The organism is Halorussus ruber (genome assembly GCF_004765785.1).
Taxonomy (GTDB): Archaea; Halobacteriota; Halobacteria; order Halobacteriales; family Haladaptataceae; genus Halorussus; species Halorussus ruber.
In genome coordinates this window covers 110,992-130,937 of record NZ_SBIT01000010.1, presented here as the reverse complement: position 1 = coordinate 130,937, position 19,946 = coordinate 110,992, and the positions used below count along the sequence as shown (strand labels likewise).

General features: G+C 65.2%; 18 protein-coding genes. 15 read left to right on the top strand and 3 right to left on the bottom strand.

The features are described from left to right. Nucleotides 1–38: 38 nt before the first annotated feature. Together EPL01_RS16920 and EPL01_RS16915 are read right to left on the bottom strand one after the other, a co-directional pair. Complete coding sequence (locus EPL01_RS16920) at nucleotides 39–881, bottom strand: ABC transporter permease subunit (RefSeq protein ID WP_135826462.1); 843 nt, start codon at nucleotides 879–881, stop codon at nucleotides 39–41. Further along, on the bottom strand, nucleotides 878–1,795 hold the full coding sequence (locus tag EPL01_RS16915) for an ABC transporter ATP-binding protein (protein ID WP_135826461.1): 918 nt from the start codon (nucleotides 1,793–1,795) through the stop codon (nucleotides 878–880). The genes EPL01_RS16920 and EPL01_RS16915 overlap by 4 nt, the downstream gene beginning before the upstream one ends. Nucleotides 1,796–1,978: 183 nt before the next feature. Between EPL01_RS16915 and EPL01_RS16910 the strand changes: the two genes are divergently transcribed. The 3 genes from EPL01_RS16910 (at nucleotide 1,979) to EPL01_RS16900 (ending at nucleotide 5,484) form a co-directional block, all read left to right on the top strand. Further along, nucleotides 1,979–4,192 carry a type II/IV secretion system ATPase subunit gene (locus tag EPL01_RS16910; RefSeq protein WP_135826460.1) on the top strand — a complete coding sequence of 738 codons (2,214 nt, stop codon included), beginning with the start codon at nucleotides 1,979–1,981 and terminating at the stop codon, nucleotides 4,190–4,192. 130 nt (nucleotides 4,193–4,322) lie between these two features. Further along, complete coding sequence (locus EPL01_RS16905; protein WP_135826459.1) at nucleotides 4,323–4,745, top strand: hypothetical protein; 423 nt, start codon at nucleotides 4,323–4,325, stop codon at nucleotides 4,743–4,745. 49 nt (nucleotides 4,746–4,794) lie between these two features. Then, entirely contained in the window at nucleotides 4,795–5,484 is a 690-nt protein-coding gene (locus tag EPL01_RS16900; RefSeq protein ID WP_135826458.1) for a vWA domain-containing protein, read from the top strand. Nucleotides 5,485–6,120: 636 nt separating this feature from the next. Here the strand turns inward: EPL01_RS16900 and EPL01_RS16895 are convergent. After that, entirely contained in the window at nucleotides 6,121–8,034 is a 1,914-nt protein-coding gene (locus tag EPL01_RS16895; protein WP_135826457.1) for an asparagine synthetase B family protein, read from the bottom strand. Between the two features lie 290 nt (nucleotides 8,035–8,324). Here EPL01_RS16895 and EPL01_RS16890 point away from each other — a divergent pair, with 290 nt between their 5' ends. The 12 genes from EPL01_RS16890 (at nucleotide 8,325) to EPL01_RS16835 (ending at nucleotide 19,915) form a co-directional block, all read left to right on the top strand. Continuing rightward, nucleotides 8,325–8,996, top strand: coding sequence for a CPBP family intramembrane glutamic endopeptidase (locus tag EPL01_RS16890; protein ID WP_135826456.1), 672 nt, complete (start codon nucleotides 8,325–8,327; stop codon nucleotides 8,994–8,996). A gap of 223 nt (nucleotides 8,997–9,219) precedes the next feature. Continuing rightward, nucleotides 9,220–9,951 (top strand): CPBP family intramembrane glutamic endopeptidase, encoded by a 732-nt coding sequence (locus EPL01_RS16885; RefSeq protein ID WP_135826455.1) that lies wholly within the window; start codon nucleotides 9,220–9,222, stop codon nucleotides 9,949–9,951. 133 nt (nucleotides 9,952–10,084) lie between these two features. Next, on the top strand, nucleotides 10,085–11,986 hold the full coding sequence (locus tag EPL01_RS16880; protein ID WP_135826454.1) for a type II secretion system F family protein: 1,902 nt from the start codon (nucleotides 10,085–10,087) through the stop codon (nucleotides 11,984–11,986). Continuing rightward, complete coding sequence (locus tag EPL01_RS16875; protein WP_135826453.1) at nucleotides 11,983–12,732, top strand: DUF7289 family protein; 750 nt, start codon at nucleotides 11,983–11,985, stop codon at nucleotides 12,730–12,732. The genes EPL01_RS16880 and EPL01_RS16875 overlap by 4 nt, the downstream gene beginning before the upstream one ends. Next, entirely contained in the window at nucleotides 12,725–13,216 is a 492-nt protein-coding gene (locus EPL01_RS16870) for a DUF7266 family protein (RefSeq protein WP_135826452.1), read from the top strand. The genes EPL01_RS16875 and EPL01_RS16870 overlap by 8 nt, the downstream gene beginning before the upstream one ends. Further along, nucleotides 13,213–13,890, top strand: a complete 678-nt coding sequence (locus EPL01_RS16865; protein ID WP_135826451.1) for a DUF7263 family protein — start codon at nucleotides 13,213–13,215, stop codon at nucleotides 13,888–13,890. Before EPL01_RS16870 ends, EPL01_RS16865 begins: the two co-directional genes overlap by 4 nt. Then, nucleotides 13,883–14,323: a DUF7262 family protein gene (locus EPL01_RS16860; protein ID WP_135826450.1), complete on the top strand. Its 441-nt coding sequence runs from the start codon at nucleotides 13,883–13,885 to the stop codon at nucleotides 14,321–14,323. The genes EPL01_RS16865 and EPL01_RS16860 overlap by 8 nt, the downstream gene beginning before the upstream one ends. Then, the gene (locus EPL01_RS16855) at nucleotides 14,311–14,862 is read left to right on the top strand and encodes a DUF7261 family protein (protein WP_246045729.1); all 552 of its coding nucleotides are present in this window, start codon (nucleotides 14,311–14,313) and stop codon (nucleotides 14,860–14,862) included. Before EPL01_RS16860 ends, EPL01_RS16855 begins: the two co-directional genes overlap by 13 nt. 200 nt (nucleotides 14,863–15,062) lie before the next feature. Then, a complete protein-coding gene (locus EPL01_RS16850) occupies nucleotides 15,063–15,830 on the top strand; it encodes a hypothetical protein (protein WP_135826449.1) in 768 nt (255 codons plus the stop codon). 38 nt (nucleotides 15,831–15,868) lie between these two features. Then, nucleotides 15,869–16,684 (top strand): MPN domain-containing protein, encoded by an 816-nt coding sequence (locus tag EPL01_RS16845; protein WP_135826448.1) that lies wholly within the window; start codon nucleotides 15,869–15,871, stop codon nucleotides 16,682–16,684. Next, the gene (locus EPL01_RS16840) at nucleotides 16,674–17,234 is read left to right on the top strand and encodes a hypothetical protein (RefSeq protein ID WP_135826447.1); all 561 of its coding nucleotides are present in this window, start codon (nucleotides 16,674–16,676) and stop codon (nucleotides 17,232–17,234) included. The genes EPL01_RS16845 and EPL01_RS16840 overlap by 11 nt, the downstream gene beginning before the upstream one ends. A gap of 122 nt (nucleotides 17,235–17,356) precedes the next feature. After that, nucleotides 17,357–19,915: a PKD domain-containing protein gene (locus EPL01_RS16835; RefSeq protein WP_168215941.1), complete on the top strand. Its 2,559-nt coding sequence runs from the start codon at nucleotides 17,357–17,359 to the stop codon at nucleotides 19,913–19,915. The last annotated feature ends 31 nt before the right edge of the window (nucleotides 19,916–19,946 follow it).

Below are 19,946 nucleotides of genomic sequence, written 5' to 3'. Positions count from 1 at the left end.
TTGCGGAAATCCGCTGTTGTCGAGAGAAACCGCTCGCCTCACCCGATGTCGGCCCGCTCGAATCGCCAGTAACCGAGCGCAACCGGCACGACCAGCCAGACCACCAAAATTACGAGGCCGAACCAGTTCTGGACGTAGAACGGCACCGACGACCCGACCAGCATCTCCGCCGGGACGACGGGACCGGCACCCGAGAAGACGATGTCCGCGCCCTGCGAGTAGGCGTTTTTGGGATTCAGGACCTGCACGAGGTAGTACCACGCCGGGAGTTGGGCAGTCGTCGGCCCCGGCAGACTCCCCTCCACGAGGTAGTAGACCCCGAGCGGGACGAAGTCCCAGATGACCTGAAACAGGAAGAACGCGCCGATGGCCAGCGCCATGGCCCGCGAGCGAGTCGCGGTGAACGCCGACGCGCCGATGGCGATGCCGACGAAGGTCAGGCCGAACAACACCGTCACGAGCGTCAGCAGGAGGAAGTCCACGATCGGGAGTTCGCCGAACAGCGCGAGGAGGGTGAGGGCCGCGCCAGCGAACGCCACGAGGATGCCCGCGGTCACGACCAGCGTGCGCCCGACCAACTTGCCGAACACCACGTCCCAGCGGGTGTGGGGCAGGCCGAGCAGAATCTTGATGCTCCCCGACTCGCGCTCCCCGGCGATGGCGAGATACGCGACCACGAGCGCCGTCAGCGGGATGATGAGGCCCGAGGGCGCGGTCAGGAACTGCGTGGCGTCGGGGAGACCCGGCGTGCCGCCGAGGACCGCCTTCCGGACGTAGACCGCGCCCGCGGTGAAAATCAGGAACACCGCGGTGATGACCCAGAGCATCCGCGAGCGCACCGCGTCCTCGAAGTCCTTGCGCGCGACGACCAGCCAGCTCATGCGGTGACCTCCTCGGTGGTGTAGGCCGCGAACAGGTCCTCCAGCGAGGCCTGCTGAGTCGAGATGTCGGTGACGACCGCGCCCTGCTCCTCGACGCGATTGATGACCTGCGATTTGACTGTCGGGTCGGTGACCGTCACTCGAATCACGTCGCCGCCCGCCGTCACGTCGCTGACTGCCTCGATGCCGTCGAGGGTGAGATTCTCGGGCACTCGGTCGACGCGCAACTCCAGCGTCGAACCGGACCCCATCGACTCGCGCAGGCCCTCGATTGTGTCCTCGGCGACGAGGCGGCCCTCGCTCATGATTCCCACCCGGTCGCAGACCGCCTCGACCTGCCCCAAAATGTGACTGGAGAAGAAGACGGTCGTGCCGCGACTCGCCTCGTCGCGGACGAGTTGACGCATCTGGCGCGCGCCGTTGGGGTCGAGTCCCGACGAGGGTTCGTCCAGAATCAGCAGATCCGGGTCGCCGACGAGTGCCATCCCGAGCGCGAGGCGCTGAGCCATCCCGGTAGAGTACCCGCCTGCCTTCCGGTCTGCGGCCTCCGGCGAGAGGCCGACCCGGTCTAAAATCTCGGCCGGGTCGTCGTCGGTCTCCTTCGAATCGACCGCGAACTGGACGTGCTTGCGCCCGGTGAGTCGGTCGTAGAGGTCGAAGCCCTCGGGCAGAATCCCGATTCGCTCGTGAATCCGCTGAGTCTCGTCTTGGGCGTCGTGTCCGAGGACCCTCGCGGTCCCCTCGGTCGGTCTTAGGTAGTCCAGCAGGACGTTGATGGTCGTGGACTTGCCCGCGCCGTTGGGTCCGAGGTAGCCGAACACCTCGCCCTCGTGGACGGTCAGGTCGAGGTCCTCGACCGCGACGACCTCGTCGCCGAACCGCTTCGTGAGGCCTTCGGTCTGGATAGCGGCCATGTCCCTATTTCAACGTGTTTCGCTTCAAACTTCCCTTCGGTTTTCTTATACTCCTCCGCGAGATTTTGGTAGTAGCGCCTTCCGCGGTCGCTGTTCGGTGAGAACGACGCTTTCGACCGCCGCTTTCGATTTCTGATAGTCGAAACTCAAACTTTAAATTAAGGTAGGGGACCAACGGTGAGTATGGAACCCGTCACGTCGGCGTCCGACTCGGACGCCGACACTCCCCCGTCCGGCCACGTCCCGTCGCCGAAACCGCCCGACGACCCCGAGGCGTGGTACGCGCCGGAGGTCCGAGCGCAGTACGAACTCCACCCCGGCGTGGTCGCCACCCTCGCCGAGACCGGCGAGGAGTTCGACTACCGCATCCGAGAGCCATCGCTGTCGCCCGCTGGCGAGGCGGCGCTGGCCCGCGTCGAAAATCACTTCTCGGACGCCAACCTCGCCCGGCCGCTGACCCGCGAGGGGGCCGACGAGCGCATGACCGCCGGGTTCGACCCGAAGTATCGGCGCATCGTGGACCGGCTGACCGACCTGCCGCCCGAGGCCCGGCGGCGCGTCGAGTACTACGCGCTCCGGAACCTGCGGTGTCTCGGCGAGTTGACGCCGCTCGCGCTCGACGGCGACATCGAGGTGGCCGACACGGCGGGCCAGAAGTTAGTGGTCCACACCGACGACTACGCCCCCGCCGACACGAGTCTCCCCGCCGACGCCGACTTTCTGGAGCGATTCGCCAGCGAGCGCGTCGAGACCCACACCGTCGATTTCCGCGAGTTTCAGGTGCCGGTCGTCGTCTACCGCGAGCATCTGCTGGCCAACGACTCGTTCACGACGAAGTACGCCGTGCAGGAGCCGGACCTCCTGCCGGGCGACGAGGAGCTAATTCAGGAGTGCAAAGACAGAATCTGGGAGACCAACGTGGACGGCGTGGTCGAGGACCGGGCCGGATTCGTCCGCGAGCGCGCCCGGACCTTCCTCTCGCGGCGATTGACGGCGCGCAACACCCGGGCGTGGCTCGACGCCGCGCGGTACCGGGTCCGGACCGCGCTGGCGGAGTACGACCTGGCGGTGCCGCCCGTGGACCACCGGTTCTCGACCGACCGGCTCTCGGACTTGGTCTACTACGTGATGCGCGATTTCGTCGGGCACGGCAAGCTGACGGTGCCGATTCGGGACGACCTGCTCGAGGACATCGAGGCGAACCGAGTCGGCGAGCGCATCAAAGTCGTGCCGCGGGGCCGGGAAATCGGCCACGGGGAGCGCGCCCCCACGAATCTCCGATTCGAGGACGAATCCGAGTTCGCCAACGTCGTCACGCAGATGGCGGCGTCGGACGGCACCGAGCTGAACGCCTCGAACCCGAGCGCGAAGGTGAACCTCCAGCCGGAGGGCGTCCCCGAGGAGGTCACGATTCGGGCCGCCGTCGCGCTCGGGGTCATCAGCGAGGACGGCCCGCACATCTCCATCCGCAAGCAGGCCCCCGAGGCGATGACGCCCGTGGACTTGCTGGATTCGGGGAGCCTCTCGACGGAAATCGTGACGCTCCTCTGGCAGGTGTACGAGCATCACGGCGTCGTGCTGTTCTCCGGGCAAACCGGGGCCGGGAAGACGACGCTGATGAATTCGCACATGCCGTTTATCCCCTACCGCGACCGGCCGATTTCGATAGACGAGGGGTCCCGCGAGGTCAGACTTCCCCACGAGACGGGCGTCTCGCTGACGACGCGGGACCACGAGAGCGACTACAAGCGCGTGACGATGGCGGACCTCATGACCGAGTGCAACTATCTGAACCCCGACGTGGAGGTCATCGCCGAAATCAACACGCCCGCGAGTTTCCAGACCTTCGCCGAGAGTCTGAACACCGGCCACGGCATCATCGGCACCACCCACGCCGAGGACGTGGAGAAACTGGTCAATCGCGTGGTCGAGCAGGGCCTGCCGCCGTACCTCCTCCGGGAGTTGGACCTCGTTGTCTTCCCCCGGAAGGTCGAGGGCGACCGCTACGTCGGCGAAGTCGTGGAACTGCTGACCGAATCGGAGTACGCCGAACTGGATACTGCGAGGGCGCGCTGTGGCGAGGTCGAGAAGGACGAGACGACCGTCTACTGGAACACGATCGCGTGGCGAGATACGAAAGGAAATTTCCACGTTGCTTACGGCAATTCAGAGTTGGGTGAAGGAAATGAAAACATTCGGTTCCGGTTCTTCGACCGATTGGCCGAGCGGACCGACCGGACCGTCGCGGAGGTCGAAGCCGAGTTCCAGCGCAAGCACCAGTACGTCCAGTACATGGCCCAAGAGGGAATGAACGACTTCGACGAGTTGTTCGAGTTCCTCGCGGACTTGCGCAACGACGAGGCCGCGACGGTGGAGCGGGTGAAGCGGGAGACGTAGGTCCGCAGGGGTTCGCCGCACATTTTTGTCTCGTACCCGAAGTGAGAGATATCGTCACTAACACCATGCCAGACTATTTCATATATAACCTATCCTAGTATTAAGTGCGATTGGTTACCAAGTACTGGATATGTTGGACACCGTTCTGGAGGGCGTGTCCGAGGAGGTGCTAGGGACGATAACCGGGTTACCGCCGGGGACCGTCACGCTCGCGAGTACGCTACTTGCGAAGACAGCAGACGATTCGTCCAGCGCGGCGCGAAAGCCGGTCAAGCGGAACACCTCAGGAGTCTCAGGGATGGAAGAGAAAATTCTCAAACAGGCGACGGCGAATCTGGCGGTGACGTGCCAGCGTGACCACCCGCGAGCCTCTCGTCGGCGGTGTACGAAGTTCGCGATAAAGACGCTCCTCGCGGCGAACAAAATGTACTCGTCTCGAAGCATGAAGAAGGTGTTTCGGGATGCGCTGTCACGACGACACGGAGATCGCCGCCACGTGATGAAGACGGTCGTGAGGGATTTCAAGAAGGCCAAGCGGCGGAACCGACTGTAACCGATACCCCGCCCGTCGCGGCGGCTTCAAACGCGACACCTCAACAACAATGTGTGGATGGCTCTTCGGCTCGTCAGGCAGCAGCAAGATGAAACTGGTCAAGGAGAACTCGACGTCGTTCGTCGAGAAGCTTCACAAGGAAGGGCGGCACTTCGGTGCCGTGTCCCACTTCGATAACTCCTACGATGTGGGGACGCCCCGAAAACGGGCCAACGAGGTAACGACGGACATCGAATCCCTGTCGTCCGGCGGCGGAACCGCGCTCTACGACTCCATCATCAAGTCGGTCCTCACCCTCAAACACGCGCAGGCAAAGGGCCGCCGGTCGAGGATGCCCGCTCTCCTCCTGACGTTCACCGACGGGAAGGAGAACGAGAGCGAAGCCGACCTCGAAGACGTCCGGCAAGTGATTCGGGAAACCGGTTTTACGCCGCGAAACCGGTGTTACTTCGCTATCGCCGGTATCGGAGACGCGTCCCAGAAGGAACTCCGAAATATCTGTAGCGACGGACTCGGCGTCTACACGCACACCGACGACGACATCGAGGAGGCGTTCAAGCTCTTCATCGCAGCGACGCTGGCGGTCGTCAAGGGACGAGAGTCCTACGCCAGCATGGAGCGAAACGAACGCTCGCAGTCGCTCAAAGTCCTCGTTCGAAAGTTCGAGAGACTCGACATCTTGCCGATGGAGTACATGTTGAACATCGACGCCTCCGGTTCGATGTCGAATACGCCGTAGCCGGAGGCGAAACGCTACGGTCCGTCTCTTTTGGGGGACGCGTGTTCCGTCGGACACTCGCCGTCAGGGTCAGCAGACCGATTCCAGAGGGCCGAGTCCGAACGGAGAGTCACATCGGTTGCTCAACAGAACCATTCTGTCGTGAAATTACAATTTAAACGTGTGTCTGCCCCGTGTTCCGCCGAACGCTCCTCACGACGAGTGCGCTGTTCGCCAGTAGCCTCGTAGCTGGTTGCACTACCTCCTCCGACGAAATCGAAGCGACCACTCCGACCGAGACTGTAGAGACCACTATGGACGACGACACTGTCTCGACGCCCTCGGAACCGGTCGAGACGCGCGGTACGCTCGTCCAGAACAACGACGCGAGTGGCCACCCGACTCGCCGTCCAGAAAGAGATGCTGCGTTGGTTGTCAGTTCGTTCTCGCGGCCGGGTCACCCGTTAGAAGGGACACCACGTGTACGGCGTACATGGGGGAAGAATCACGTCTTGTTCACCTCCGGTGAATTGTATTTTCCCTTCATAATTAATTTTTTATATCTAACTTGTCGTATAATATGTCGGGCGGGTATCTCGGTTCGGTCTCGAACTCAGGCGTGTCCCCCGTCTCGTCGTCGTTCAGTCTACAGCCCTGTCACGTGACTGTTGGCGACTCCGGACTGACGGTTCTGTCCGTCTCCTCGCCGACGACCGCTGTCAGCCACAGTTCGGCGCTGAGGACCCGCCACAACTGGTTCGGATACGGTTCGTCGCCGGAGACGTACGCGTTCCGGACGTCCTCCAACCCGTCTTCGTCGACGATTCCCTGGGCCACGAGCGCCGAGTCGTCGAGTATCGCCGCCACCGTCTCGCGCTCCTCGCGTTTCAGGCCCTTCGCCACGAGCGGGTCGAAACTCGCCGACTCCGACTGGTCGAGAATCGCGTCGGGCAGTCGGCCGTCCATCGCCTCCTTGAACAGGTACTTGACCTGCCCTTCGGTGGTTCGATAGCCCGGCGGGAGCGAGAAGACGAACTCCACGACCCGAGCGTCGCGGTAGGGATAGCGCACCTCGACGCCCGACCGGAGCGCGAGGCGACGCTCGACGTCCAGCAGGTACTGCTTTCCCGGGCGGAAGAACAGGTCGTGGGTCAACTGCATCGACTGGCGAGTCAGGTCCGTCGCGGGCCTGTCCTGCGAGAGTCGGTCGTCTAACCCCACCTCGGCCGCGAACCGGTCGGTCAGCCAGTCGGGTACCTCGTTGACGTCTTCGCCCCAGTAGTGGCGGAGCAGCGTCGTTGCGACCTCGGGCATCGACGGCAGGACGACGTACCACTGGAGCAGCGACGAGGTGGACATCGGGTCGGCTTTCAGGTCCCGTAGAAACTGTCTCACGTCGAGATACCGCAGGTTGTCCACGTAGGAGAACCGGTTGCCGTCGAAGATGTTCCCACCGCCGCCGTGCAAGATGGCGTCGAATCCGCAGTCTGCCGCCCGCTCGTAGAGTTGTTCGTTCACGTACTGCAACGAGTTCACTACCGGACCGTCTTCGAGCGCGTCCAGATACGGGTCGAGGTCCTTCAGCGGCCAGTATCGGTCGCACTCGATGGCGTGGAGTCGGCGACCGTCCGCGTCGGCCATCGTCTCGATTCGGTCTCGCTCGGCCCGCAAGACGCTCTCGTCGGGGTCGTCGAAGACGTGCGAGAAGAGGTGCCGTTGCTGGTCGGACGAAGTCTCGACCGCCTGCTCGGAGACGGCGACGAGCGCGGTCGAGTCCAAGCCACCGCTCGCGGCGAACGCCGGGGCGTGTCGAGAGCGCAGTCGGGCCGAGACCGCCTGCCGGAGTCGCCGCCGCAGTTCGTCGGCGAGTCGCTCGTCGGACCAGTCCCGGTAGTCCGGCGTGTCGTCTACCTCCCAGTACGTCTCGACGTCCACCTGCCCGTCCTCGACGAGCAAGAGCGACCCGTGTTCGAGTCGGCGTACCTCCTCGTAGAACGTCTCGGTCCGGGACCGCATGTCGTCGACGAGAAACTCCGCGACGGCACCGCGGTTTATCGACCGGGAGACCGCCGGATGTGAGACGACGCTCGTGAGTTCCGACCCGACGACCAGTCGGTCGTCTGTCTCGGCGTAGTAGAGACTCCGGATGCCGGTCGGGTCGCGCGCGCAGAGAAATCGCATCTCGGAAGCGTCCCAGAGAGCGAACGAGAACGCACCGACGAGTCGCTTCACGAAGTCGGCCCCCCACGCCAGATACGAGTGGGCGACGAGTCGGGCGTCCGAAGTCGTCTCGTCTACCGGGCGTCGCCGGAGGGCGTCAGACGCGAGGAGTTGGTCACGATTGTCAACTCTGCCGTCGAACGTGAGATAAACGTCGCTTATCGAAATCGGCTGGGACTCGCCTCGCTGTTCGGGGGTCGTGTACAGCGTCTGGTGACCGAGACCGACCCGGTCGGTGTGGACGACGCCGCTGGCGTCCCTCCCGCGGTACTCGATGGGGGCCATCGTCGCCCGAAGCTCTTCGGCCGAGACGCTGCCCGTCTCACTGAAAACAGCGGCCATCCCAGACATGGACAAATATTGGAGTCTCCTCCGAGGCGCTATCGGAGCTGGTGCTTGACTTCCTCAGGAGCCGTCTCGTCTTCGTCGTCGCCTGCGCTGAGGATGAATGCCTGCACTCTGCCGTCTTGGTCGGTGCCAGTTAGCCAAAGTCCCATGGTAGTACCTACCCCGTTGGAGCGGGGCAGTTCAGTATATTTCTTCAATATTTATATATTTTTGTATTTACTTATACCTTAGTTATAAGAGTTCGAGAGTAGAAAATTCTTTAGCCGTCTCCCCGGTCGAAACGCACGCTACGGATGAACCTGCACCCACAGGACGGACTCTTGCTCGCCGGACTCGTCGTCAGTCTCGTCGGCATCCGCGCGTCTGTCGCGCTGTGCAGTCGGGCGACGGGACTCCGCGGTAGCGAGACGAACGCGGTCTGGAAGTGGATTCCCACGGGGCTACTCCTCGGCGTCGTCTTCGCCGCGGACCTGCCGCCCGAACGCATCGGGTGGCGACTCTACCCGCCGGTCGAGTTCCTCGGCTACGTCGTCGCGGGAGTGGCGGCGCTCGTCTGCGTGAACGTCCTCCTGCAAGTGGTGGTCGCCAGCGTCGCGTCGGGCCGATTGTCCGTCGGCGGACGACGACAGTCGAGTTCGGGCCAATCCACGTCGGACGGCGGACTCACGGGCATCCTGTTCGTCGCGGTCACCGCTGGCGTGACCGAAGAAATCTCGTTTCGCGGGTACGCTATCGAGACGTTGCTCCGGTTCACGAACAACCTCCCACTCGCGGGCCTCCTCTCCGCAGTCGCGTTCACTCTCGCACACCATCGGCGCTCGGGACGCTGGATTTCGACCGCCCAAATCGGCGGACTCGCTGTCGTCCTGACGGTACTCTACCTCTGGACGCGCTCGCTCCCCGTCGTCGCCGTCGTTCACACGCTCTTCGACGCGATTGGACTCGTGGCGAAGCGCAACCGCTGACCGGACGGGAGTCGCAGATAGGAGGAGGGTTACAGACAGGGTGGGAATCGCAGACAGGCCGGGAATCGCAGACAGGCCGGGAGTCGCGGACAGGACCGGAGTCGGGCCGACGCGGGTCGGAGCGCCCGGCTAATCGGGTCTCCTCGTCGTATTTAAATATCTAGGATAATAACTCGGGGATACTGTCGGTGCGAATCCGGACCTCTAGAATGCATTCCACACCATGACAGAACACTCACAGCGACTCCGGGTCTTCCTGCTCGGGTCGGCGCTCGCTATCGGTACCTTCGGCGTCGGGCAAATCGTCGTCTTCCTGGCCGCGCTGGGCCTCCAGTCGGTCGGAGTTGCAGTGATGTCGAACGTGGCGATTCAAGTCGCGCTCGGCGTCGTCTTCCTGCAAGGCGTCACCTTCGGTGGTCTCGCGCTCCTGTACCTGCGACAGAGCGACCGCGGCGTCGGATTCCTGCGCGTCCGAATACCGACCGCGCGAGACGCCCTACTCACCGTTGGCGGCATCGTCAGTCTGTTCGGTCTCTTGGCGACGGCGCGGTTCGTCTCGTCGCTACTGGGCGTCCAGACCGCCACGAATCAGATAGCGGAGTTCGGAAAGCAATCGCCGGAGGTGTTCCTCCTGTTGGTCCCGCTGTCGTACCTCCTCATCGGTCCCGGCGAGGAGTTGCTCTATCGGGGTCTCATCCAAGGCATGTTCGTGGAAAGGTTCGGCAAAGTCCGGGCGATAGTGCTTGCGAGCAGTCTCTTCGCGGTCGTCCACGTGTTCTCGCTCTCCGGTTCCGGGAAGTTGACCTACGTCGTCATCGTGTTCGGCCTCGCGCTCGTTCTGGGCGGTATCTACGAGTACACCGACAACCTGCTCGTCCCGGCCTTCATCCACGGGACGTACAACGCGGTGCAGTTCGCCGTGGCGTACCTGCTGGTGACGGGCCGCGTGGCGTAGCCCCGAGTCGGTCGCGTACTTCCTCGCTTCGGAGCGACGAGCGAACAGACAGCGAACCTATCTTATTACGAGACATTAAATACGAGAAGGAAACCAGTTACTCGCATGAACACGATTCGAGGAGGACGACGTCGTGGATACGCCCCCTGACACCGACCGAGCGACCTCGACGCTCTCGGTCCTCGACCGCGCGCTCTACGCCCTCTTCTCCCGGCACGCCGACGCCTCGCGCCACGACGGCGACCGAAAGCACTACCGGGCGACCGGCGTGACGACGAGTTTCGACGTGTATCTCTCGCGGACCTACGGCCTGTCGTGGCTGGCGTTCGCGCTCGTCGCCGGGTGGACGTTCGTCGCGGTCGTCGCGCTCCCCGACGCCGCCCTCTCGGCGCTCGCGGGCTTCCTCCGCAGGGGCGTCCCCGGTCTCGAAGCAGTCGGCGTGCCCGGAGTCTCCCGAACGACCGCGGCCGCCGGAACAGCCCTCGCTGTCGGATTCGCAGGCAAGCGAGCAATCGTCGCGCTCGGCGGGCGCTACCTCAAGTGGAGCGCCGACGCCCGCCGGTCGAACATCGAGTCTACCCTGCCCGGTGCGGTCCGGTACCTCCACGCCCTCTCGTCGGGGAGCGACGACGGCGCGGCGATGCTCCGGAAAGTCGCCGACCGCGAGCAGGCCTACGGCGAGACCGCGGTCGCCTTCCGGAAGGCGCTCAACAAGGCGACCCTGACCGGCAGTCTGGGCGAGGGCCTGCGAATCGTGGCCCGCGACACCCCCTCGCGGAACGGACTCGCGCCCTTCCTCGTGAAGTTCCGCGAACACACCCAGCAGGGACCGGACGCGCTGGCTCAGTACCTCCAGATGGAGAGTCGGATGCTGTCCAATCGGCAGTCCAGAAACCGGGAGCAGGCCGGAGACTTCCTCGAACTCCTCGCGGAGATGTTCGTCGTCCTGCTGGTGCTTCCCGCCTTGCTGGTCATCGTCGTGACCGTGATGAGCGTCCTCGCGCCCGGCCTGAGCCAGACGACTGGGACGCCGCTCGGCCCGATTTCGGTCCGGGCGATGCTGGTCTACGGGAGCGCCGGATTCATCCTCGTGGTCGGCGCGGGCGCGGCCCTCGTGGTCGCCACCCTCCGACCGCCCGACCAGTCCGGTCGAGGCTACGAGCGTCCGGCGAGCGCGCTCGGAATCCTCGCCAGCGCACTCCGGAATCCCGCGAGCGCGCTGGTCGTGGCCGGACCCCTCGCGGTCGCCTTCGCGGCGGGCCTCTGGACCCTCGACTACCGGCCCGTCAACGTCGCGCTACTGGGATACGTCGCGTTCGCGCTCCCGGTCGGACTGGTCGCGCTCCGGCGGGCGAACCTGGACGACGCGAAGGACCGGGAAATCAAGGACTTCGTCCACACCGTCTCGGGCCACGTCAGCCTCGGGCGTCCCTTCTCGGAGGCCGTCGAGCGCGTCGCGGACGACGTGGATTTGGGCGCGCTGGACGACGACGTGGCTGACCTCGCGTTCAACGCGAACCTGACCACCCGAGACGGCGACTTGCAGGCCGCCGCGCTCTCGAAGTTCGTCGGGCAGGTCGGCACACCCCTCGCGGACCAGACCATCGGTCTCGTCACGGGCGCACTCGACGCCGGAGGAGACGCCGAGGCGATCTTCGAGACGCTACAGGTCGAAATCGGGCGACTCTACCACGAGCGCAAGGCCCTGCGCTCGAACATGCTGGTCTACGTCGCGGTCGGGTGGACCACGGCCCTGCTGGTCGTCGGCATCATGATTGCGGTCAACGCCTACGTCCTCGACAGCTTCGCCCAGCTATCGTCGGTCTCGACCGCGAGTTCCGGCCTCGCGCTCGACGCCGACGCGGTGCAACCGGCCCGCGACCGACAGCGGTTCTACGTCGTCACGCAGGCCACGATGCTCGCCTGCGGGTGGTTCGCCGGGTACGCGAGCAGGGGGTTCTACGAGTCCCTGCTCCACTCCGCGGCGCTGGTCGGCGTCGCCTACTTCGTGTTCGCGGGGGTCGGGATGGTGTGACCCGAAACACCGCCTCGCGCGCCCAGTCGAACGTCGTCGGCGTCGCCATCCTGCTCGGGGTGGTCGTGGTCGCGCTCGGGTCGCTGACCGCGGGCATCGGCACGGTGGTCGAACAGAACGCCGCGGCCGCCGATTCGTCCCGCGTCGCTACCGACCTCGACGACGCGCTCGAACCCGTGGCGGCGACCGGAGTCCACCGCGGTCGAGTCTCGTTCACCGACGGCGAGCTGCAGACAGTCGAGCGAGAGGTCCGGGTGCTGAACGAGTCGGAGGTCCTCCGGACGGTGCAGGCCGACGCGCTCGTGTTCACCGCGGGCCAGCGCCGGGTCGCCTTCCTCGCCGGAGGAGTCGTCCGCGGGCCGCCGGGCAACGCCGTGGTTCGGACGCCGCCGCCGATTACGGCCTCCCGCGATACAGGCGGCGACTCCGATTCGAAGGGCGTCCTCGTCGTCGGCGCGCCCCGACTCGACGGCACGGTCGGGTTCTCGGCGACCGGCGGCGGGTCGGTCGTTCTGCGGACCAACGTCTCGCACCACCGGACCGCGCTCGGCGACGGGACCTACCGAGTCGCGGTCGAGACCGCGACCCCCGGCGCGTGGCGGCGGCACTTCGAGCGCCAGAACGCGACCGTGACGACCCGCGACTTCGACGGCGACGGCGTGACGAGCGTGGTGGCGGAGTACCCCGGCGAGCGCGTGGCGTATCTGGTGGTTCACGAGATGCGATTGGAGGTGCGGCATGGTTGACGCGGTTAGCTTTCGGTCCGACACCCGCGCGGTCTCGCCGGTCGTCGGCAAGGCGATGGAGGCCAGCATCGTCGTCCTCTACGTCGGGGTGCTGACCGCGACCCTCTACGGCGGCGTCGTGCCGGAGTACCGGACCGCGGCGGGCGCGGAGGTCGGCGAGCGCGTGCTGGCCCAGTCCGCCGAGCGCGTCCAGCAGGCCGTGCCGACCGAGGCCCGGCGCGTGGAGGTCCAAATGGAAGTGACGCTCCCGCGGACCATCCGCGGGGAGACCTACGCGATTCGGGCCGAGAACCGGAAACTGCTCCTCGACCACCCCGACGAGCGAGTCGGCGGGGCGGTGCGACTCGCGCTCCCCGAGACGGTCGAATCGGTCGAAGGCGAGTGGTCTAGCCGGGACAGCGCGGTCGTGGCAGTCGGCAAGAGCGCGGACGAGGAGGGCCTCGAAGTCCGACTCGAATCCACCGAGGAGGATACAGACCCATGAATCGCGCTCAGATGAACCTGCCCGCGCTGGCCATCGCCCTGCTGGTCGTGACCAGCGTGACGGTCGTGAGTTTCGGGATGGCCGACCGGGCGTACCTGAGCGCCGAGCGAGACGCCGACCAGCGCCGGGTCGCGGTCGCGCTCTCGGAGCGACTCGTCGGTCCGGAGTCCGCGCTGACGGCCCGCGCGAACGTCCTCGACGCCGAGGAACTCTCGGGGCTGAACGCCACCCGACTGCACGACTCTTTCCCCGTGAGCGAGGCGGCCGACGTGCGGGTCCGACTCGGCGACCGGACGCTTTCGTCCGCGGGCGACCCGACCGGCGGCGCGACGATTCGGCGCGTCGTGCTGGTCGAGCGCCGAGACGCGGTCACGACGACGCCGGAACTCTCGGCGACCGACCCGGCGGTGACGCTCCCCCGGCGGTCCCCTCGGGTCGAGATTCGGCTGACGCCGCCCGGCGGGACCGACGTGACGGTCGTCCGAGCGAACGACCGCGTGGTCCTCCGGAACTCCTCGGGACTGGGCGGGACGTTCACGATTCGACTCTCGCGGTTCGAGACCACGACGCTGACCTTCGAGACCGACGGCCCGCTCCCGACCGGGAGCGTCGAACTCACCAACTACCCCGCCGAGACCAGAAAGGGCGTGCTGGCGGTGACCGTCGATGGCTGAAGAGTCCTCTCGCGGCGTCTGCTCGCAGACGCCGCGAGGACAACTCTCCCTCTCGGTCGTCGAGGCCGGGGTCGGCGTCGTGCTGATTCTGGCGGTTGCGATGGGGTTCGCGCTCGGCGTCCCGTCGCCCGACGGCCGGGCCGCCCAACTGGACCTCTACGCCGAGGACGCCGCGACCGTCCTCGCTGGCGAACCCCCGCGCCACGGCGGCGCGACTCGGCTCGCGGAGGTCGTGCGCTCGCCCGACGCCTTCGACCGCGAGCGGGCGGACCTCCGGCGGCGCGTCGAGCGCATCCTGCCGGACAACCTCATGTTCCGGGTGCGGACGCCCCGCGGCGCGGTCGGGTTCCGCAAGCCAGCGGGCGTGGCACTCGGGTCGGCGACGGTGACGACCCGATTCGGCGACGTGACGATTTGGGTGTGGTACGCGTGACGGGAGACGAGTCTCCGGTCGGCGAGCGCGCCCAACTCGTCCTCGCGGCCGCCGCGCTGGTCGCCATCGCGCTCGCGCCGGTCGTCGTCGCCTACCTCCAGTTGGGCTTTCACGCCGACGTGACCGCCAGCGCCGAGTACGACGCGCCCGACCGGAACGCCGAGCGACTCCTCTCGCGGGCGGTCCACGACGCCTCGACCGACGCGCCCGCGAACTTCGCGTGGGACGAGCGCGAGGCGGCCGTGACCGGGGTTCGCTCGGCGCTCGACCCGAGGTTAGACGCGCTTCGCTCCTCGCGCGTGGAGTCCGGCACGGTGTATCAAGTCGGGTACAACCAGTCGGCGGCAGAAGCGTGGAGCGACGGGAACTGTCCCGGCGGACCGAACCGGCAGTTCGGCGCGTGTGAGGCCCGGCAGGGCGTAGTGGTGCAGGAGCGGGCGGGCCAGACGCACGTGCTGGCGGCGGCGTTCGACGTGCGGGTGACGAGCGAACGCGAGTCGATGGAGTTGACGCTGGTCGCCGAAAGCGTCGGTGACTAAGCGAGCCGGACCGTCCGAGTTGCCGGACCACGAATTATACGAATCCTGTCAACTACTTCTGGGACAATAATATAGGAAAATTTAATATTATTATCTGTCCTGAAACCCGTATTTTGTCGGTTTTCAAGCCTTCAAACCTCGTTTTACTCGTAAATTGTATTCGTAAAGTTACTCGTAAAAGTATATATGTGTGGAGTCTCATGTCTGAATCGAGAGAGATGATAGACACGAAATCTCAGCGCACGGTCGCGGTCTTCGTGGCCCTCGTCGTCCTCACGACGGGGTTCGCGGCCCCGGCCGCCGCACAGCTCCAGAACAGCGCGTCAGCCGCCAACTCGACGCAGACGACCGCGGCCGCCCAAAACGAGTGCGGTTCCATCTCGTCGCCGCCGAGCATGTCGCAGGCGAAGCTCTACGCCCCGCAGAAGACCATCAACGCGTCCCAGCCCGGTAAAATCTCGGGCGGCTTCCAGGTCGAACCCACGGCGACCTGTCCCGTCGTCGTCCACATCACGATGAGCGTCCCGAGCGGGATGAGCATCGAAGGCTCCTCGGACCTCTTCTCGGGCGGTGCCGGGATGGTGTCCGGAAGCTTCGAGGTCCGACCCTCGGGCGGTATCAAGGACATCAGCGCGGACGTCTACAGCGCTAATGCCGGCGACCGGAGCGTGACCGCGGACATCACCTACTGGCCCAAGGGCCACAAGGACATGTCCCGTGAAATCGACGGCATGACGTTCAACTTCGACGTGCAGGAACCCAACGAGGCCTCGAACGACGCCAGTAGCGGCGAGGACAACGAGACGACGGCCGCCAGCACCGGCGGCACCGACGGCGAGTCGGGCAACGGCCTCCCCGTCTCGACCAACGTGATGATCATCCTCGGTTTGATGGCCTTGCTCGGCGTCGCCTTCCTCGCCATGACCAAGATGAGTCCGCGCGACATCAACATCGGAGTCGGCAAGTGACGGTCCTCTCCGGATAGACAGGACCGAGGTAACCACTAATGTTCGACCGCTTCTTCGGAGACGACGACTCCAGCGAGGACACAGACCCCGACGTGGAAGTGCGTACCAACGCCGACGCGTGGGGAACCAACGTAAACATCGGGACCGGCGACCCCTCTGGCGTGCTGGACGACGACTCGTGGTTCACGACCCACACGTTCGACGTGGACTTCGAGGAGCGTTCGGCAGAGTCCAAGCCTCGGACCGACCCCGAACCGGACGTGTCGCCTCGAAGCCCGCCGGTCGGGACCACGAACCCTCGCGGCACGTTCGCCTTCCCGGCGTCGAAGCCGTTCATGCAGGCGCTCGAAACGCGCGGCAAGAACGGCGCCCACGAGCGCGTCGAGACGGTGTACGTCCTGACGGGGCAGTCCGAAACCACGCCGACCGAACTGTTCGGACTCGACGAACCCGAGTTCTACCAGTCGGCGACCCGCAGTAGCGTGACTACGCTCGAAGGAAAAGTCGCGCGCCGAGTCGCGGCGTCGTACCCCGAGGGCCGGACGCCCAACGTCGTCGCCCGGTTCCACACACATCCGGGCGGGACGACGACGCCGAGCGACGTGGACGTGAAGAGCGCCGAGAACGTCAAAGAGTGCTACGAGAAGGCATTTGGCACCGACGACTTCGAGTTCTTCCACGGTATCCACGCCTACGTCGAGCAGTCGGGCGTCCCGTCGGTCAACGAGCGACACGACCCGAGCGCGGTCAGCGGCGGCGTCTCGTGGCGCGGCGAACAGTACCGCCACGAACTCGCGCTGTTCGGTCCGCGGTTCAGAGACCGGCGGGACGTGGTGATCGCCGATGAGTCGTGACGAGGCGACCGACGCCCGACTCGAATCCGCGCTCGGGTCGCTCGACGCCGAGACGCGAGCCGCGCTCGAATCGCTCGCGGAGAACGACCCGGCGCTGTTGCGTGAGACCCTCTCGGACCTCGGTTATCTCGACGGCGAGTCCGAGTCGGCCGAGACTGTCGAGAACCGAGAAACGACCGAACTCACGCCCGCCCAGAAGCGCCTCGGAGAACTGCTCTCGACGATGGGAAACCCCCGAAGTACGAACGAGATTATCGAGTTGCTCGGCGAGGACCACCCGTCGTTCTTCGAGGAGTATCAGTCGGCGAAACACCGGCCGTGGATGTCGAACCAGTTGAACGCGCTGGTTGACGCCGGGGAACTCGGCCGGTATCGGGACGGCCGAACCGTCCTCTACACGCCGAGAATCGCCGACGCGATTCGTCACTGGGCGCTCAAGAACGACTACTTCGTGTCGGATTTGACTGGTCGGCACGTCGGTCGCATCGAGTCCGACACCAAGATGCCCCGCTTCGCGGTGCGCGACGGACTCGAAGAGTTGACCGAGTAGCGCGGCGTCACCCGCCCATCAACAGTTTTATCCTAATCTGATATATCCTATCCAATATGGTATCTGGACGTGGCGCTCGGGCGCTTTCTGCGTTTTTTTCTCTCTTGGTGGTCGGGAGTGTCGTGCTTTCGCCGTGGATGGTCGGCACCGGCGTCGGCTATAGGGCAGTTCCCGAGAACGTATCGCCGACGGGCGAGTCGCTTTCGGAACGCGACAGCCAGCACACCGTAATGAACGCCTCGTCGGTCCGAGCAACGGCGGGCGTCGATGCGCGCATACTCGACTTCAAGCAGGAAATCGGCGACTTCGAACCGGGAGAGACCGTAGTCGCAAAGGTCGAGGTCGAAAACACCGGCGACGTTCGACACACCTTCTTCGTCGGGTACGGCGTGCAGGGACCCGACAGGGAATGGTACAACAACGACGGCCAAACGGGGACGACGGTGACGCTCGACCCCTACGAGACGGAGTGGGTACGGCTTCGCTGGACCGTAGAGAGCGACGCACCGCCGGGGGAGTACGGTTCTCGAACGTCCGTCTGGGAGGAGAGTGACCGCGACAATCTCCACACTCGCCTCGCAGACAGGAGTAAGAGCAACGTCTTCGAGGTCGTCGAAGCCACGAACCGGCCGCCGGACGCCGAGATGGAGTGTACCGACACCGACGTATCGGTCGGCGAGACGGTGACGTGTACCGCAGACCGTTCGACCGACTCGGACGGCTCTATCGAGTCCTACGAGTGGAACGTCGATGGAAGGGACATCGACTCCGGGGAAACCCTCTCGTACACCTTCGACCATGCTGGCGACTACGGTATCGGGGTGACCGTAACCGACGACGACGGAGCCACCAGCGCGGCGTCACGGATGATCGATGTCGAGGAGGACAACGAACGGCCGGTAGCCGACATCTCGTGCAGTCCGACCGAGGTCGCGGTCGGCGAAGTAGTCGAGTGTTCGGCCGGAGAGTCGTACGACTCCGATGGGACGATTCGGGAGTTCGACTGGAACTTGGAAGACGGCACGAACTTGGTCGGCGACGACATGGTTCACACGTTCAGCGAGTCGGGACTGTACTCGGTCGAGTTGACGGTGACCGACGACGAAGGGGCCACCGACGAGACGACCGAGACGATACGCGTCGAAGAGGAAAACGAACCGCCGACGGCCGACATCTCGTGCAGTCCGACCGACGTGACGGTCGGCGAGACAGTCGAGTGTTGGGCCGACGGGTCGGCCGATTCGGACGGAACTATCGAAGCGTTCGACTGGAGTTTCGGCGACGGCACGACCGACTTCGGCGAGAACGTGACCCACACCTTCGAGGAACCCGGCACGTACTCGGTCGAACTGGAAGTTACCGACGACTCGGGGGTGAGCGACACGGCCTCGGAGACGGTTTACGTGGCGGAGACGACCAAACCGCCGGCGGTGGAACTGTCGTGCAGTCCGACCGAGGTCACCGTCGGCGAACCTGTCGAGTGTTGGGCCGACGGGTCGGCCGATTCGGACGGGACCATCGAGGAGTTCGACTGGAGTTTCGGGGACGGCGCGACCGGCTTCGGCGAGGACGTGACCCACGCCTTCGAGGAACCCGGCACGTACTCGGTCGAACTGGAAGTCACCGACGACGACGAACTGACCGCCAGCGAGAGCGTGACGATCTCGGTCGAAACGGACAACGAGGGTCCAAACGCTCACATATCCTACTCGCCGACGAACCTCGAACGGGGCGACACGGTTCGCTTCGACGCGAGCGAATCGACCGACCCCGACGGCCGAATCACCGAGTACAGGTGGCAAATCGGGGACACCGTGAAATACGGTGAGACGGTCCGCCACACGATAGAGGAGACCGGCGACTACGACGTCGAACTCGTCGTAACCGACGGCGACGGCGCTTCGGATACCGCGACCCAGTCGGTATCGGTCCTGAAGGGGCCGACCGCCGAGTTCTCCTTCTCGCCGAAACAGCCCCAGTCCGGCCAGAGTATCTCGTTCGAGGCCGAGCGAGACTCCCGAATCGAACGCTACGAGTGGGACTTCGACGGCGACGGCGAGTACGAGGCCAGCGGCCGGAAAGTGACCCAGCAGTTCGACTCGGCTGGCAAGCACTCGGTGAAACTCCACGTCGTCGGCAAGGGCGGCATGGACAACACCGCGACCGAGATAGTGACGGTCCAGCAGAACGCCTACTTCCAGTTGACCGCGAATCGCGCGACGGTCGAGGCCGAAAGCGGGACCGCCGTCGTGATGTTCAGCGCGTCGAACCACGTCAACGACGAGTCGCTGCAGGTGAAACTCGAACTCGACCTCCCCGCCGAGGGCGTCTCGATACAGAGCGTCGCGGGCGAGTCGCCAGTGAGTCGAAAGTCCACCGACTTCTTCGAGGTCGAAGCCGGTGCCGACGAGAGCTTTCGCGTCCGACTGCAGGTGAACGAACCGGGCGCGTACGACATCGGCGGGAAGGCGGTCTACTACTACGCCGGGCAGGACGACCGTCGGAGTCAGAACGTCGGCCCGATTACCGTCGGGACGAAAGCCGCGGTGGAGAAGGCGGCCGCCGAGGAGACCAAAGCCGACGGCCTCGATAGCACTACTGAGACGCCCGGATTCGGTCCCGGCGTCGCCGTCGCCGGACTCGTCGTCGCCGTCTGGATAGCGTCCCGGTGGCGTCCGTAGTCGCACGGAGTCGCGGCGGTCCTCGCGGCCG

Excerpts from the sequence above, each read along its gene's own strand:
- EPL01_RS16870 (WP_135826452.1), top strand. The coding sequence starts at position 12,725 with ATGGTTGACGCGGTTAGCTTTCGGTCCGACACCCGCGCGGTCTCGCCG.
- EPL01_RS16885 (WP_135826455.1), top strand. The coding sequence starts at position 9,220 with ATGACAGAACACTCACAGCGACTCCGGGTCTTCCTGCTCGGGTCGGCG.
- EPL01_RS16905 (WP_135826459.1), top strand. The coding sequence starts at position 4,323 with ATGTTGGACACCGTTCTGGAGGGCGTGTCCGAGGAGGTGCTAGGGACG.
- EPL01_RS16900 (WP_135826458.1), top strand. The coding sequence starts at position 4,795 with ATGTGTGGATGGCTCTTCGGCTCGTCAGGCAGCAGCAAGATGAAACTG.
- EPL01_RS16895 (WP_135826457.1), bottom strand. The coding sequence starts at position 8,034 with ATGTCTGGGATGGCCGCTGTTTTCAGTGAGACGGGCAGCGTCTCGGCC.
- EPL01_RS16915 (WP_135826461.1), bottom strand. The coding sequence starts at position 1,795 with ATGGCCGCTATCCAGACCGAAGGCCTCACGAAGCGGTTCGGCGACGAG.
- EPL01_RS16850 (WP_135826449.1), top strand. The coding sequence starts at position 15,063 with ATGTCTGAATCGAGAGAGATGATAGACACGAAATCTCAGCGCACGGTC.
- EPL01_RS16920 (WP_135826462.1), bottom strand. The coding sequence starts at position 881 with ATGAGCTGGCTGGTCGTCGCGCGCAAGGACTTCGAGGACGCGGTGCGC.
- EPL01_RS16860 (WP_135826450.1), top strand. The coding sequence starts at position 13,883 with ATGGCTGAAGAGTCCTCTCGCGGCGTCTGCTCGCAGACGCCGCGAGGA.
- EPL01_RS16865 (WP_135826451.1), top strand. The coding sequence starts at position 13,213 with ATGAATCGCGCTCAGATGAACCTGCCCGCGCTGGCCATCGCCCTGCTG.
- EPL01_RS16890 (WP_135826456.1), top strand. The coding sequence starts at position 8,325 with ATGAACCTGCACCCACAGGACGGACTCTTGCTCGCCGGACTCGTCGTC.
- EPL01_RS16840 (WP_135826447.1), top strand. The coding sequence starts at position 16,674 with ATGAGTCGTGACGAGGCGACCGACGCCCGACTCGAATCCGCGCTCGGG.
- EPL01_RS16845 (WP_135826448.1), top strand. The coding sequence starts at position 15,869 with ATGTTCGACCGCTTCTTCGGAGACGACGACTCCAGCGAGGACACAGAC.
- EPL01_RS16910 (WP_135826460.1), top strand. The coding sequence starts at position 1,979 with ATGGAACCCGTCACGTCGGCGTCCGACTCGGACGCCGACACTCCCCCG.